The 13,789-nt window shown below is 70.1% G+C and carries 13 protein-coding genes and 1 pseudogene; all 14 read left to right on the forward strand.

The features are described 5' to 3' along the window. Positions 1 to 22 precede the first annotated feature (22 nt). Entirely contained in the window at positions 23 to 850 is an 828-nt protein-coding gene (locus AC3D3D_RS06790) for a helix-turn-helix domain-containing protein (protein ID WP_463662532.1), read from the forward strand. 236 nt (positions 851 to 1,086) lie between these two features. Then, the gene (locus AC3D3D_RS06795) at positions 1,087 to 2,202 is read left to right on the forward strand and encodes an ArdC-like ssDNA-binding domain-containing protein (protein ID WP_463662669.1); all 1,116 of its coding nucleotides are present in this window, start codon (positions 1,087 to 1,089) and stop codon (positions 2,200 to 2,202) included. After that, entirely contained in the window at positions 2,202 to 3,170 is a 969-nt protein-coding gene (locus AC3D3D_RS06800; RefSeq protein WP_463662668.1) for a bifunctional DNA primase/polymerase, read from the forward strand. Before AC3D3D_RS06795 ends, AC3D3D_RS06800 begins: the two co-directional genes overlap by 1 nt. Then, positions 3,170 to 3,949 carry a DUF2637 domain-containing protein gene (locus AC3D3D_RS06805; protein WP_188550663.1) on the forward strand — a complete coding sequence of 260 codons (780 nt, stop codon included), beginning with the start codon at positions 3,170 to 3,172 and terminating at the stop codon, positions 3,947 to 3,949. The genes AC3D3D_RS06800 and AC3D3D_RS06805 overlap by 1 nt, the downstream gene beginning before the upstream one ends. Beyond that, entirely contained in the window at positions 3,946 to 4,395 is a 450-nt protein-coding gene (locus AC3D3D_RS06810) for a hypothetical protein (RefSeq protein WP_229586861.1), read from the forward strand. Before AC3D3D_RS06805 ends, AC3D3D_RS06810 begins: the two co-directional genes overlap by 4 nt. 89 nt (positions 4,396 to 4,484) lie before the next feature. Beyond that, positions 4,485 to 5,414: a hypothetical protein gene (locus AC3D3D_RS06815; RefSeq protein ID WP_463662531.1), complete on the forward strand. Its 930-nt coding sequence runs from the start codon at positions 4,485 to 4,487 to the stop codon at positions 5,412 to 5,414. Then, positions 5,411 to 6,421, forward strand: a complete 1,011-nt coding sequence (locus AC3D3D_RS06820; RefSeq protein ID WP_188550666.1) for a ParB N-terminal domain-containing protein — start codon at positions 5,411 to 5,413, stop codon at positions 6,419 to 6,421. The genes AC3D3D_RS06815 and AC3D3D_RS06820 overlap by 4 nt, the downstream gene beginning before the upstream one ends. Positions 6,422 to 6,471: 50 nt before the next feature. After that, positions 6,472 to 7,161: a hypothetical protein gene (locus tag AC3D3D_RS06825; RefSeq protein WP_463662530.1), complete on the forward strand. Its 690-nt coding sequence runs from the start codon at positions 6,472 to 6,474 to the stop codon at positions 7,159 to 7,161. A 14-nt stretch (positions 7,162 to 7,175) separates the two neighbouring features. Then, positions 7,176 to 8,840: a M23 family metallopeptidase gene (locus AC3D3D_RS06830; RefSeq protein WP_229586859.1), complete on the forward strand. Its 1,665-nt coding sequence runs from the start codon at positions 7,176 to 7,178 to the stop codon at positions 8,838 to 8,840. Positions 8,841 to 8,846: 6 nt separating this feature from the next. Continuing rightward, positions 8,847 to 9,113: a DUF6112 family protein gene (locus AC3D3D_RS06835; RefSeq protein WP_463662529.1), complete on the forward strand. Its 267-nt coding sequence runs from the start codon at positions 8,847 to 8,849 to the stop codon at positions 9,111 to 9,113. 168 nt (positions 9,114 to 9,281) lie between these two features. Then, a complete protein-coding gene (locus tag AC3D3D_RS06840) occupies positions 9,282 to 9,566 on the forward strand; it encodes a DUF6112 family protein (RefSeq protein WP_370658518.1) in 285 nt (94 codons plus the stop codon). A 41-nt stretch (positions 9,567 to 9,607) separates the two neighbouring features. Continuing rightward, positions 9,608 to 11,020, forward strand: coding sequence for a conjugal transfer protein TrbL (locus AC3D3D_RS06845; RefSeq protein WP_463662528.1), 1,413 nt, complete (start codon positions 9,608 to 9,610; stop codon positions 11,018 to 11,020). Positions 11,021 to 11,027: 7 nt separating this feature from the next. After that, entirely contained in the window at positions 11,028 to 12,497 is a 1,470-nt protein-coding gene (locus AC3D3D_RS06850; protein WP_463662527.1) for an SCO6880 family protein, read from the forward strand. Between the two features lie 98 nt (positions 12,498 to 12,595). Beyond that, positions 12,596 to 12,964, forward strand: a pseudogene (locus AC3D3D_RS06855) (hypothetical protein); the annotation flags it as partial. Between the last annotated feature and the right edge of the window lie 825 nt (positions 12,965 to 13,789).

Below are 13,789 nucleotides of genomic sequence, written 5' to 3' on the forward strand. Positions count from 1 at the left end.
GCCACCAGTCGCCTACGACTGCGTGAAGCTCATCTTCGTCCGGTACGGTTCGTCGATCCTGCTCAGCGAGTTCGGCGAGCGCCACGTCAAAGTCGGTGATGTGATCGCACTGGCTGCGAACACGCTGTGCGGGAGCGAGCCCGAGGGGTCGATCACCGTCACAACGCTCTATCTGGATCGGGACTATGTGACCGATCAGGTGTTCTGGCAGCACGCAGGGCTCTTGACCGACAGGCTCGACGCCCAAGACTTCACCGCTGAACTGTACTCCGACCCGGCGCAGATTCTCCGCCTCGGCGAGGAACGTGCTGGGATGCTCATGCCCTGGCTGGATGAACTGGTGGCTCTGAGCCTGGACGGACCATCACCGGAACGGTTCTACCGGATGCAAGCGCTGCTGTTCGCGGTCCTGGACGTGATCGCGCCCTACGCGAAGACCACCGCGGTGCGCCGCTCGCCGACCCAGCGCAGGACGGCGCACCCGAGTAGCCCGCGCCACCGTAAGTTCGTGCCCCTGCGGGAAGAGGCGCGAGAAGCCGTCGAGTTGCTGCGTGCTGATCCAGCCGGGCGGTGGACACTCCAGGGTCTGGCCGAGGCGGTGCACTTGTCGCCTTCGCAGCTCGGCCGGGTCTTCGTCGACGCTTACGGCAAGACCCCGATGACGTACCTGGTGACCATCCGCGCGGAGCAGCTCGCCCGGTTGTTGCGTGAGACCGACCTGCCGATCGAGGAGGCGATGCGACGGGTCGGCTGGTACAGCCGAGGTCACGCTGCTCGGATGTTCCGCCAAGCCGTGGGCGTCACCCCGGCCCGCTACCGCGAACTGAGCCGACAGAAGACTGCCGCCTGAGAAGGCGCGGGCGATACAGATCGCCGCAACGCCGATACAGGTATCCGCATCATCGCCGGCCTCGGCGCCCGAGACCGCTGAGGGGCTGATAGTCCGGTACGGACTCGTCGGGTTCGCCACACGCCTGACGGTCACGTCATCCGTTGTCCGTCTCGTCATTGCTGGTGATCCCGGCGCACCTGGTGGTCACCGGGGCCTGGTTCGGCCCGGTGCTCAGGGTATCGGAGGACACGACGATGGCGACAACACGGGAGCAGGCCAAAGCCGCGCGGGAGGCGAAGCTCGACGAGCTGCACGAGCGTCTGACCGGTGCGGTCGAACAGCTCGTCTCCGGTGAGGACTGGGCGCGGGCGCTCGCGTTCGCGGCACGGTTCAGGGCAAGATCGTTTTCCAACACGCTGCTGATCTGGGAGCAGCACCAAGGTGCTTACGAGGCTGGGCTGGTGCCCGAGCCGTTCCCGTCGTATGTGGCCGGGTATCGGCAGTGGCAGGGCCTGGGTAGGCAGGTGCAGAAGGGCCAGTCGGGGTATCAGATTCTCGCGCCGGTCACCGGACGTTTCGCCACCGCCACCCCGGCGGATGCTGAGTCGTGGCGGCGCCTGGGCAAGGGCGAGAAGCCTCGTGCCGGTGAGGTCGTGCGCACGCGGATGGTCGGCGTCCGGCCCGCCTATGTGTGGGACGCCTCCCAGACCGCCGGCGACCCCATCCCCGAACCACCGGCACCGAAGCTGCTGGAAGGCCAGGCCCCGGCAGGGCTGTGGGACGGGCTGGCGGCGCAGGTCGAGGCAGCCGGGTTCACGGTGCTGCGAGTGCCGCACGAGGGCATGATCCACGGCGCCAACGGCATGACCGACTACACCGCGAACACGGTCGCGGTGCGGGAGAACATGGACCCGGCCGCGCAGGTCAAGACCCTCGCCCACGAACTCGGCCACGTCCTCCTCCACGGCCCCGATCAGGACGAGGCGCGGCAGCATCGCGGCATCGGGGAGGTCGAAGCCGAGTCCGTCGCGCTGATGGTCGGCGCCGCGCACGGGATGGACACCAGCGGTTACACGATCCCGTACGTCTCCACATGGGCGGCACGGGTTGATGGCAAGGAGCCGGTGGAGGTGGTCAAGGCGACCGGGGAGCGGGTCCGCAAGACCGCGCTGACGATCCTGGACCAGCTCGACACGACGCAGGTCGGTGACGGCACCCCGCCGGGTCTGGACCGAGACGCGACCCGCCGCGACGCAGCCGCGCAGGCATCGCCGGTGCCGGAGCCGGCTTCGCCGCGGCGGACGGCTCCATCGCTTGAGCCGGCCGCGCGACCCGCCGCGGTGTCGGCGGTCGTGGGGCGGGGGCTGTGATGATCGAGCACGGAGTCGTTTCCTCGGTGCTGCTGCGGATGAACGCGGCGTGGCCGCTGTCGGCCGCCGCGCGGGAGTTCGCCCGTGCGGGGGTGCCGGTCTTCCCCTGCGCACCGTGGGGGAAGCGTCCGGCCACCGGACACGGGTTCCACGACGCCACCACGGACCTGGATCAGATCGAGGCGTGGTGGCGGCAGTCGCCGGGCGCGAGCATCGGGGTTCCGACCGGCGCCGCCTCGGGCGCGGTCGTGGTGGATGTCGACGTGCACGGCCCGGTCGATGGGCGGACCCGTTTCGATCGCGCCGCCCGTGCCGGGCTGGTGGAGGGGTGGGAGCTGCTGGTGCGCACTCCCACGGGCGGGATGCACGCCTACTACCCGGCCACGCCCGGCACGGAGCAGCGGTCGTGGCAGGCGGCACGTGCTGGGATCGACTTCCGCGGCGACGGTGGCTACATCGTCGTCCCGCCCTCGGTCCGCTCCATCGAGGGCACCACAGTCGCCTACGAAGTGGAAACGATCAACACCGGCCCCGCCAGCAGCACGCTGGATGCGGGAGGGCTGCGGGACTTCCTCGACCCCCGCCCCACACCGCGCCCCGCGCCCGCGGGTCTGGATCGGGGTGCCGATGTATCGCGGCTGACAGCGTGGGTCGCTGCCCGTGATGAGGGCGAGCGGAACCGTGGACTGTTCTGGGCGGCGTGCCGGCTCGCGGAGAACGGGCTACCTGCGTCGGAGGCGCTCGATGTGCTGACCGCGGCCGCCGGTCACGCCGGGCTCGCCGAGCGCGAGATCACCGCCACGGTCCGCTCCGCCTACCGCACCGTCCACCCCACCCCCGCCCGGCGCGGCGCACACGATGGGTCGTCGCCGGCGCGGGGTGAGCCGCCGCTGGCCGCGGACGGCTGGTTCGACCGCAACACCAGCACCCGCCCGTCGGCGGGGTCGTCGAGGGTGCGGGGGCTGTGATGACCACCCCGATCACGAGCAGCACGGTCGCGAGCAGGGCGGCGGGTCGCCGCTGGGCGGTGGTGACGGCGGTGTCCGGGACGGTGTTCATCGCCGCCGGCGCCTTCTGGCTGTCCTTCACCGCGTTGGCAGACCTCGCCGCCAGGTCCGGGATCGGTGCCGGGCAGGCGTGGGCGTGGCCGCTGATTGTGGATGGCATCATCGTGGTCGCCACCGTCGCCGTCGTCGCACTCGCCGGCCAGAAGACGGCGTGGTATCCGTGGGTGCTGCTGATCGGCGGCGCCGCGGTCTCGGTGACCGCCAACGCCCTCCACGCCGTGGTCGCCGCCGACGCCGACGTACCGGGCGTGCTGGCCGCCGCAGTGGCGGCGGTGCCGCCGGTGGTGCTGCTGGCGATCACCCACCTGACCGTGATCCTCACCCGACCACTCCCAACAGCCGCTGAACTCGACACGGGCGCAGTCGACCGCGAGCAGCTCGCGCCCGTGGAGCATCCGACGCAGTCGCCTGTGCCCGTCGAAGCCCCGGCGGAGAGTGCCGCAGATGGGGACAGCGCGCCAGTTGCCCCGCCACCGCCACCGCAGGGGGTCAACTCACGCCTGCGGGCCGGCGCCACGAGCTCGGATCGGCGTGAGCGTGCCGCGAGGCTGCGTGAGCAGGGGTGGTCGAACAAGCGCATCGCCCGCGACCTCGGCGTGCACCCGTCCACGGTCGGCCGCTGGTTCACGTCCGCGCACCTTCCCGACAAGCAGACCGTCGAGGAGGCGAAGACACCATGAATACCACAGACCAGGCCCGCCACCAGCACGAGCGCCGGCAGAACGCACCCGAGCCGACCAAGGACCACTCGGTCCCGGAGGAGCCGGAGAAGGCGGGGACGCCGGAGGCGGTGCAGGCCGCCAAGGTCGCCCAACGCAACCGTCCCGACAAGGCCACGATCGCGGATAGCGCGCGGCGGGCGCGGAGTGTGGAGTGGATGCGGCCCACCGACCTGCTCGCCCGCCAGTCCGCGGCGGTGGCGGGGCGGGGTATCGACTTCGAGGTCGAACTCGCCCGCCGCACCCGCAAGCTCACCAGCCACGTCACGCGCGCCAGCGGCCGCGGTCTCGGCAAGGCTGGCAAAGCCATCAGTGAGCGGGCGCGGCGGCTGCCCGATGTTTCGGAGTTCGGCCGTAGCAGTCGGCATCAGTCGTGGGTGTCTCGTTCGGGGATCGGGCTGGGGTGACCTGAGATGCGCGCCCCCACCACAACGTCGCCGACGCTGCCGGTGGTGTGGGGACGTGCGCGCACCTCTCTGTCAGGAGGTGCCAGACCATGACCACGACCACCAACCGACACACTCCCGGCGGCACAACCGGGGAGGACTTCGCCACCAGCAACGGGCTCCGCACCCTGCTGCACCGGCTCCACGACGCCGGGCCAGGCTCGTGGAGCCATGATCCGACGGCCGCGGAGCTGATGGCCCACACCGCGACCAAGTACGAACCCCTCGCCCGCAAGCACGGCCTCGACCCGTGGGAAGCCGCCAGCGCGGCGTTCAAGGTGATGATCACCCGCGCCGCCCGCGAAGCACGCGACCCCTGGGCGGTGATCACGCACGCGGTGCGGATCACCTGCATCTTCGAAGAACGCGCCCAAGGCCTGCTCTGCTCGGTGCATCAGGCTCGTCGTCCGCACGTCTCGGCGTTCCACGATCCGGAGCGGTTCTCCGACCGGGAGAACGCGTTGATGGACTATCACCCGGCCTTCCAGATCACCGACCCCCACAACCACGCCACCGGCGACGCGGAGACGGACGCTGGCGGGGCGGGCTCCGATGATGGTGGGCGCGGTTCGGATCGGGCGTGCATGTCCGCTGGGTCGGCGGCCGAGGACGCCATCGCGCTGTTCACGCTGCTGGGCTGGGACCCGGCGACCGCCCGGGCCGGGGTCGAGCATGTCTGCGTCGCGTTGACCAAGACCGGCACCCGCCAAGCCGCCTACGAGGCGTTGCGGCGGGACAAGCACGCCCGCGCACTGCTGGACGTACCGCGTTCCTCGTGGACGGCGCTGCTGCGCGCCTTGTTGGGCAACCCGCACCCCGCCTACGCCGCTACGACCGCGGGGCGGGGTGTGCTGTTGCGGCTGCTGATCGGCGAGACCCTGCCGGTGCTGCTGCGCGATGACGACCTCATCCTGACCATCTCCCTGGCCGCACCCGGCACCCATGAGGACCCCGACGATTCTGGTGGTGGTCGGTCGTGACCGCACCGGCCGGGTACATCGAGCTGGAACGCACCGTCGACTCGATCCGGGTCGGGCGCCGACACCGGACCGCGTTCGGCAACATCGACGAACTCGCCGCCTCGATCGGCCGGGACGGGCTGTTGCAGCCCATCACCATCACCCCCGACGGAGTGCTGGTGTGCGGGGCGCGCCGGTTGGCGGCGATCAAGAAGCTCGGCTGGCGCAAGGTCAACGTCTGGGTCCGCTCGGGCATCTCCGACCGCCTCGGGCACCTGCTGGCCGAGCAGGACGACAACGTGCTCCACAAGCCGCTGACTCAGATCGAGGCGGCCGCTCTGTATCGGGAGCTGAAGACGCTGATGGCCGAGGACGCCGACCGCAGGAAGGCAGCGACCCAGTTCAGTGCCCAGAATCAACCCGGCGCTGACGGTCCCGCAAATTTTGCGGGACCGTCAGGAGCGTTGGGCGAGGCACGTCAACAGGCGGCAGCGATGATCCCCGGTGGTGCCTCGCACACGACGTTGGAGAAGATCGGCTACCTCCAGAAGATCGCCGAAGACCCTGCCCAGCCCGCCGCGCTCCGGGCACAGGTGAGCGCTGAGCTGGAGCGCATCGACGCCGGGGCTCCGGTGCATCCGATCTTTGAGGCGATCCGCGCCGCCGGCCAGAGCGCGCAGGCCGAACGTGAGACCGACCTGCATCAGCTCGCCGCCGACGCCCTCGCCCGCGCCAAGCAGACGAAGACCGGTAAGCGCCCGCTCCGGCCCCGACCGGTCACCGACGACGGCGAGCCCGCCCAGTACCCGGTGCGGGCATTCGTGCTCACCTGGGGCGAGCTGGACGGGTGGTGGAGGCACTACGACGTCGAACATCTCGCCGCTGAGCTGAGCGATGAGCAGATCGAGTTGTTTCTGACCACCGTCGAGGGAACCAGCCGCTTCGCCGAGGAACTGCGCGCCCTGCGCGACCGCGACACTGCTGACGATGAGCCGGTGCCGGCCCGCGTGCATCTGCGCGCCCTCTGACGGCCACCCTTGACCTGCCTCGGTTGGTGGTGGGAGTGCACCTGGTGGGTATGAAGACTCCCGACCTCTCCGAACCTCGTACCCGCCGCCGACTCATCGCCGCCCTCACCGCGGCGGTCATCGTCCTCGTGCTGGCCGGTGTCGGCGTTTACGGCCTGCTGGTCGGACCACCCAGCCCGGGCCGGGACGATGACGGCGGCAGCCCTGAGCCGAGTGTCACCGCGCCGTCCGATCCGGTGCCCACGACCACGCCGCGGCTGCCGGTGGTGCGGGCGTCGGACGATCCGCAGACCTTCGCCCGCAACGTCGCCACCGTGCTGTTCGAGTGGGACACCGCCAGCGGGTTCATGCCCCTGGACTACACCAGCGTGGTCCTCGATGTCGGCGACCCCACCGGCCAAGAGCAGGCGGGGCTCGCCTCGGACATCGCCTCCTACCTCCCGAGCCGGGATGCCTGGCTGGAGCTGCGGCAGTACGCCACCGCCCAGCACATCACTATCGACAACGCGTTCGTCCCCGACGCGTGGGCGGCCGCGGTAGAGCAGGCCCAGCCTGGTCAGCTTGGCGAGGGCACGGTCGCGGTCACGATCGAGGGCACCCGCCACCGCACCGGGCTGTGGAACGACGAGCAGGTGACCTCCGAGCACGCGGTGGCGTTCACGGTGTTCGTGGTCTGCGGCCCGACCTACGAGACCTGTCATCTGCTGCGGCTGTCCCAGCTCGACAACCCCCTCCGATAGGTCGGTGACGCGTTGTGTTGAAGAAGCTCGCCATCGCCGCCCTCGCACTGGTCTTCCTCGCGCCGTCGCTGGTGCTGATCGGGATCGGGGTGGTGATGAACCCCGCCCTGACGGCCACCGGCTCCTGCACCATCCCCGGCGGCTCGAACGTCACCGTCGGGGACGTCCCCGACGAACTGGAGGTCACCACCGCGAACGGTGAGACGTTCACGCTGAACCGGACCCAGCTCACCCATGCCGCGACGATCATCGAGAGCGGCAGCAGCATCGACGGGATCACCCGCGATGGGCTGGTGATCGCGCTCATGGCGGCACTGACCGAGTCCACGCTGCGGATGCTGTCCAACACCAGCGCCTACCCCGAGTCCGCGGACTATCCCAATGACGGCGACGGCTCCGACCACGACTCCCTGGGCTTGTTTCAGATGCGGCCGCAGTCCGGCTGGGGCACGGTCGCGGAGCTGATGGACCCCGTCTACCAAGCGCAGGCGTTCTTCGGCGGCCCCACCGGACCCAACCACCCCTCACCTCGGGGACTGTTGGACATTCCCGGGTGGGAGGAGATGGACAAGGGCGAGGCCGCCCAAGCCGTCGAGGTCAGCGCGTATCCGGACCGGTATCGCAACTACGAGCCGGTCGCTGAGACCATCCTGTCCACCCTCACCACCACAGCGTCCGGCACGGACGCGTCCGCCGGCGATGCTGTGGTCCCGGCTGCCCAGACGACAACGGCATCCACGTCGCGGGTGGTGTTCCCGATGCCCGAGGGCACCTGGGTGCTCACCAGCGAGTACGGCCCGCGAGTGCATCCGATCACTGGCGAGGACTCCTTCCACACCGGCACCGACTTCGCCGCACCCGACGGCACACCCCTCCTGGCTGCCGCGGACGGGACCGTGACGGTGGCGGAGTTCTCCGGCGGCTACGGCGGCCTCATCGTCATCGAACACACCATCGACGGCGACACGGTGGCCACGGCGTATGCGCACATGTGGGAACACGGCATCCACGTCGCCCCCGGTGACACCGTGACGGCTGGTCAGCACATCGGCGACACCGGCAGCTCCGGCAACAGCACGGGGCCGCATCTGCATTTCGAGGTCCGCCTCGGCGGCACGAACGGTGAGCACACCGACCCCGCCGCCTGGCTGAATGCCCACAACGCCGCCGACCTCCCCGAACCCGAAACCGGAGCGCCCAACGGCGACTGCGACACCAGCAACGGCACACCCGGCGGTGACCCGGACCCCCTCGACGGCGAACCCGACCGCCTGGTCGACGATCCGACCTCGGATGGGCAGATCACCGCGCGGATGCTGCACCTCTACACCCAGACCATCGCCGCGTTCCCCGACACGAGCTGGGCCTGTTACTCACCCCGGCCCGGCACCGTCTCCGAGCACCCCCTCGGGCGCGCCTGTGACGGGACGTTCGGCAACGCCATCGGCGAACACCCCACCCCGGAGCAGCGCGAACTCGGGTGGGAGGTGACGAACTGGATGCAGGACCACGCCCAGACCCTGGGCGTGGAGTACCTGATCTGGGACGGCCTCATCTGGTCCCTGGCCCGCGATGCCGAGGGCTGGCGTCCCTACGACGGCGGCGGCATGCACGACCCCGACAGCATCACGGGCTCGCACGCCGACCACCTCCATGTCACCGTCCGGGCGGGGAGCTGAGTCGTCATGGACGTGTTCCCCGACTTCGAAGGTCTCGGTGGGATCGGTGACCTGCGTGAGGTGATCGGTGCCCTGCTCACCTTCGTGCTCATCATCGCGGTGCTGATGCTGATCATCTGCATCATCGTGTGGGCGCTGTCGACCGCGAACGGCCATCACGCCGCTGCCACCAAAGCACGTGTCGGCGCCTGGACCGCCCTGGGCGCAGCAGTCCTCGCCGGGGGTGGCGTGGCCTGGATGAACTGGCTGATCGACCTCGGCCAACAACTCTGAACACACCCCATTCGCGGACCCCTTCATGGTCCCGACTGTGTGGGGCGGGCGGTGCACCTGATCGGCGAGACCCACTGTTTCGCCGACGCCCCGAAGGAGCACCCCGCCATGACCGTCCTGAGCCTGCTCACCGAAACCACCGCCACCGCCACCGCCACCGCCTTGCCGATGGTGCTGCCGGCCAACATCGACATCAACCCCAACGACTCCGGACTTCCCGGCATCAGCCAGCTCCGCACCATCGTCGGCGCCGTGATGACCATCGGGCTGATTCTGTCCGTCCTCGCGCTGATCATTTCGGCGATCGTGTGGGGCTTCGGCGCCAACTCCTCCAACCCGCACCTGGCGGGCAGGGGGAAGGTCGGCGTCCTCGTGAGCTGTGGCGCCGCCGTCATCTGCGGCGCCAGCGTCACGCTGATCAACTTCTTCTGGGACGTCGGCCAGCAGGTCTGACCCCACCCACTCGACTCTGCTTCGTGAAGGAGTGATCTGCGGTGGGTGTGTGCGATATCCCCCTTGTCTCAACTGTCTGTGACACCGCCGGCGAGGCCGCCGCCTCGCTGGTCTCCGCTCCGTTCGACTGGCTCGCCGGCGCGATGGGCGCCGCCGCCGGCTGGATGTTCGAGGCCGTGTGGTCGGTGTTCGACACGACGACCCTGGTCGACGTCACGTCGCCGGAGTATGTGGCGGTCTACAACATCCTGTTCGGCATCGCGGTGTTCGTGATGCTGCTGTTCTTCTGCCTCCAACTCATCACCGGACTGATCCGCCGCGACCCCACCGCGCTCAGTCGTGCAGCCCTCGGCCTCGCCAAGTCTGTGCTGGGGTCGTTCGTGGTCATCACCCTGACCGCGTTGCTGTTGGAGATCGTCGATCAGCTCTGCATCGGGATCATCCAAGCCGCCGGCGAGACCACCGAGTCGATGGGCGACAAGATCACCCTGCTCGCCGCAGGGCTGGTGGGGATCAACATCGCCGCACCAGGGGTCGGCGCGATCATCACCATCTTCCTCGCCGGGCTGGCGATATCGGCCGCCACCATCGTCTGGCTCAGTCTCTTGGTCAGGAAGGCGCTGCTGCTGGTCGCGATCGTGCTCGCCCCGCTGGCGTTCTCCGGCGCCTCCTGGGATGCGACGAAGGGGTGGATCAGCAAGTGGGCGATGTTCGTCATCGCCCTGATCGTCTCCAAACTCGTCCTGGTCGTGATGTTCCTCGTTGCCATCACCCAGGTGTCGGCACCGATCGACGGCGACCTGGCCTCCGTGGCGGACCCGATCGCCGGGATCGTGCTTATGGCGATGGCCGCCTTCGCCCCCTACATGACCTACAAGTTCCTGAACTTCGTCGGGTTCGACATGTACCACGCCATCGGATCGGAGCAGGACGCCAAGAACGCCCTCAACCGCCCCGTCCCCACCCCCTCCAAGCCCGGCGGCAACGGGAACGAGCCGAAGAAGGTGCTCGACGGCGGTGACGACAAGTCCGGTGGAGGCGGGAGCGGCGGTGGGGGTGGAAAGAAGCCCCCGGAGCCGAAGAACCCGAAGCCGCAAGCATCCAGCGGCACCGCTGGCTCGGCCGGGGCCGGTGGCGGGAAGGCGGCCGCGAGCAGCGGTGCAGGTGCTGGGGCTGGGGCTGCAGCGGCGGGGCCCGCAGCAGCGGCCGTGGTGGCGGCGAAGGTCGCCAAGGACGCCGCGACCGCCGGACCCAAGGCCGGCAAGGCCCTGGGCAACCAGGGCGAGACCGCGGCCGACTCCGCCGGGCAGACCGGCAGCACCCCGCCGTCCGCGCAGGCACCCCCGTCGTCGACGCCTCAGCCCAAGGCGCCCACTGGTGGGGCGTCGGGGACGGAGGCGCGTCCGCCGAAGCAGCCCCCACCGCCGGCACCAAAGCCGACAGGGAAGGAGTGAATCCGCAATGCCCACGAAGCAGACCGAGCCCGCCACGTCGGCGGAGTTGGTGCCGGTGAAGTTCTCCCGGCTCACCCGCCGCGGCATCCTCCTGGGCCTCTCGCTGTCTCAGCTCATCACCCTCGCCACCGGCATCCTCTCCTTGGTCGGGGCCCTGTATGCCGGTGGCGGCATCCTGCTCGCCTACACCGCCCCGGTCTGGGCGATCGCCGCCGCGCTGACGTGGATACCGATTGCCGGCCGGCCCGCGGTGGAGTGGCTGCCGGTCGCGTTCTGGTGGCTCTGGCGTTCGACCGGCGGACAACTCCTGTACCGCCGTCGGGTCGTCACCCCACGCCCGGCCGGGGCGCTGGCGCTGCCCGGTGACATGGCCAGGCTGCGCGAGTACACCGACCCCGAAACAGAGGCCGGGATGATCCACGACCCCCACGCCCAGACCCTCACCGTGGTCTGCGAAGTGTCCCATCCGGCATTCGTACTCCTCGACCCCGGCGAGCAGGAACGACGAGTCAGCTCCTGGGGCCGCGTCCTGGCCACAGTCTGCCGCTCCGGACGCATCGCCACGTTGCAGGTGCTAGAGCGGACGCTGCCGGACTCCGGCACCGGACTGGCCGAGTGGTGGGCCGCCCACGGCACCGCCGACGACACCTGGGCCGCGACCACCTACGCCGAGCTGATCGACCGCGCCGGACCAGCCGGCGAACGCCACGCCACCACCCTGAGCTTGTCGCTGGACATGAAGTCCTCCGCCCGGCAGATCAGAACCGCCGGCGGCGGCATCCGCGGCGCCGCCGCCGTCCTGCGCCAAGAGATGTCCACCCTCGTGGCCGCGCTCCGGTCCGCCGACCTGACACCTTCGGGATGGCTGTCACCGGGCGAGATCGCGGTGATCCTGCGCTCGGCGTATGACCCGGCGATCGCCGCCACCTTGGAACGCCACGGCGAACTCGGCCAATCCCTCGCCACCGCCGGGCCGGTCGCGGTCAACGAGTCCTGGACCCGCATCCGCACCGACTCCGCCCACCACGCCGTGCTGTGGGTCTCGGAGTGGCCCCGCTCGATGGTGTATCCGGGGTTCTTGTCCCCGGTGCTCTTGTCGACCGGCATCCAGCGGTCGTTCTCGCTGATCTGCACCCCAATGCGCTCCGACCAAGCCGCACGCGACATCCGCAAGAAGAGGGTCGAGCACATCTCCGACCAAGCTCAGCGGGCAAAGATCGGGCAGATCGAAGACGCCGCCCACACCGCCGAATACCAAGACGTGCTCCAGCAGGAAGCCGACCTCACCGCCGGCCACGGCGTCCTCAGATACACCGGCCTCATCTCTGTCTCCGCCCCGACAGTGGAAGAGCTCGAAGCGGGGGTGGCGGCGATCGAGCAGGCCGCCATTCAGGCCTCGTGCGAGACCCGGTTACTGGTGGGCCAGCAGGCCGCGGCGTTCACCGCCGCCGCACTGCCGTTGTGCCGCCGCGTCTGAGCTGACCAGCCGGGGGTGGGTGCCGGTGTGCACCTGAGGGGTGAGCCCGAACTACCGGGTTCGCCCCTCTCTGTTCGCCCATCGTCTTGGAGGCTGTGATGCCCACGTTCCACGATCCGCTCGCCGATGCGGCCGAGGCCTCCGAGGCCCTGCGGGGCCTGGCCCACGCTTCCCGCGTGTTCGATGATCCGGCGGACACGTACCGGGTGTTCGGTGACCTCGTGGCGGGGGTTCGGTCGCTGCTCCAGGTGCTCGACCAGCTCGCCAGCACCCACCTGGGTGCGCGGGATCGGGCGTTCGACGATGACGGCGACCCCACCGCGGGCGCGGCGTCCGCGCTGGCCGCGGCCGATGAGCTGCACCAGGCCGGCACGCTGCTGGATCAGGCCTATGACCGGCTCGACGCGGCGTTCTCGCACTCCGGGAGGATCGCCTGGCACCCCGAACCGGTCGTCGACCGAGACGCCGCCCGGGAACGACTGGTGGCACGCCTCGGCGGCGACCCCGCCACCACGACCGTGCAGGCCGGTTCGCTCACGTTGGCGGTGTGGACCGATGCGCCGGTGGGTGAGCATCAGCGCTACGCCTACCGGATCACCGACACCACCACCGGCGAAGCGGTGGAGGGCCGGGACCTGTTCACCGGCGCCGGCACTCCCGTCGACCCCGACCGCGCCATCCGCGACCTCGTGACCTTCCTGAGCGCCGCGGGTGAGGCTCGCCAGTACGCGATCGATCATCCCGGCAGCAGCCCTGATCACGAGGGCCTGTTCCCGGCGTGGGTGGCCGAGGCCGCCCGCACCAACGCCGACGCCCTGGCCGAGCTGAGCGAGCACGGCTCCACCGAGCGCGTCGCCGGACCGGCGCGGGTGGGGCGGCGGTGGCTGAACGTGGCCTTCCTCCAGGGCGAGGAGACCGATGCGGTGCTCGATCTGATCGACAGCGACGGCGCCGAGGCTGCCATCGGACGCCTGAGCGGGTACGACTATGGCGAGGAGACCACCCAGGCGGCCTTGGAGAACGGGTACGTCTACGACGACCAACCGCCCACCGGCAGCACCGACCGGACCGTCCAGGACGGCGGGTACGCGCTGACCTACAACCACGCGCTCGGGCATGTTGGCCTGTACCGCGAGTTCGACACACCATCAGACGCTTCGGTGCACGAGGCCGAGCAGCCACACCGGGACCCCGCACCGGCTCGGGAGGCGTCGGCTGCCCGGCGCGCCGCCCTCGGCGCGGACCGCGACTGGTACGCCACCCCCTCTGGCAATTCGGCCGGTTCGGGACGG

This window comes from Georgenia sp. X1117, assembly GCF_057784635.1.

Coding starts and splice junctions, on each gene's coding strand:
- AC3D3D_RS06825 (WP_463662530.1), top strand. CDS start 6,472: ATGAAGACTCCCGACCTCTCCGAACCTCGTACCCGCCGCCGACTCATC.
- AC3D3D_RS06850 (WP_463662527.1), top strand. CDS start 11,028: ATGCCCACGAAGCAGACCGAGCCCGCCACGTCGGCGGAGTTGGTGCCG.
- AC3D3D_RS06815 (WP_463662531.1), top strand. CDS start 4,485: ATGACCACGACCACCAACCGACACACTCCCGGCGGCACAACCGGGGAG.
- AC3D3D_RS06800 (WP_463662668.1), top strand. CDS start 2,202: ATGATCGAGCACGGAGTCGTTTCCTCGGTGCTGCTGCGGATGAACGCG.
- AC3D3D_RS06810 (WP_229586861.1), top strand. CDS start 3,946: ATGAATACCACAGACCAGGCCCGCCACCAGCACGAGCGCCGGCAGAAC.
- AC3D3D_RS06805 (WP_188550663.1), top strand. CDS start 3,170: ATGACCACCCCGATCACGAGCAGCACGGTCGCGAGCAGGGCGGCGGGT.
- AC3D3D_RS06840 (WP_370658518.1), top strand. CDS start 9,282: ATGGTGCTGCCGGCCAACATCGACATCAACCCCAACGACTCCGGACTT.
- AC3D3D_RS06835 (WP_463662529.1), top strand. CDS start 8,847: ATGGACGTGTTCCCCGACTTCGAAGGTCTCGGTGGGATCGGTGACCTG.
- AC3D3D_RS06795 (WP_463662669.1), top strand. CDS start 1,087: ATGGCGACAACACGGGAGCAGGCCAAAGCCGCGCGGGAGGCGAAGCTC.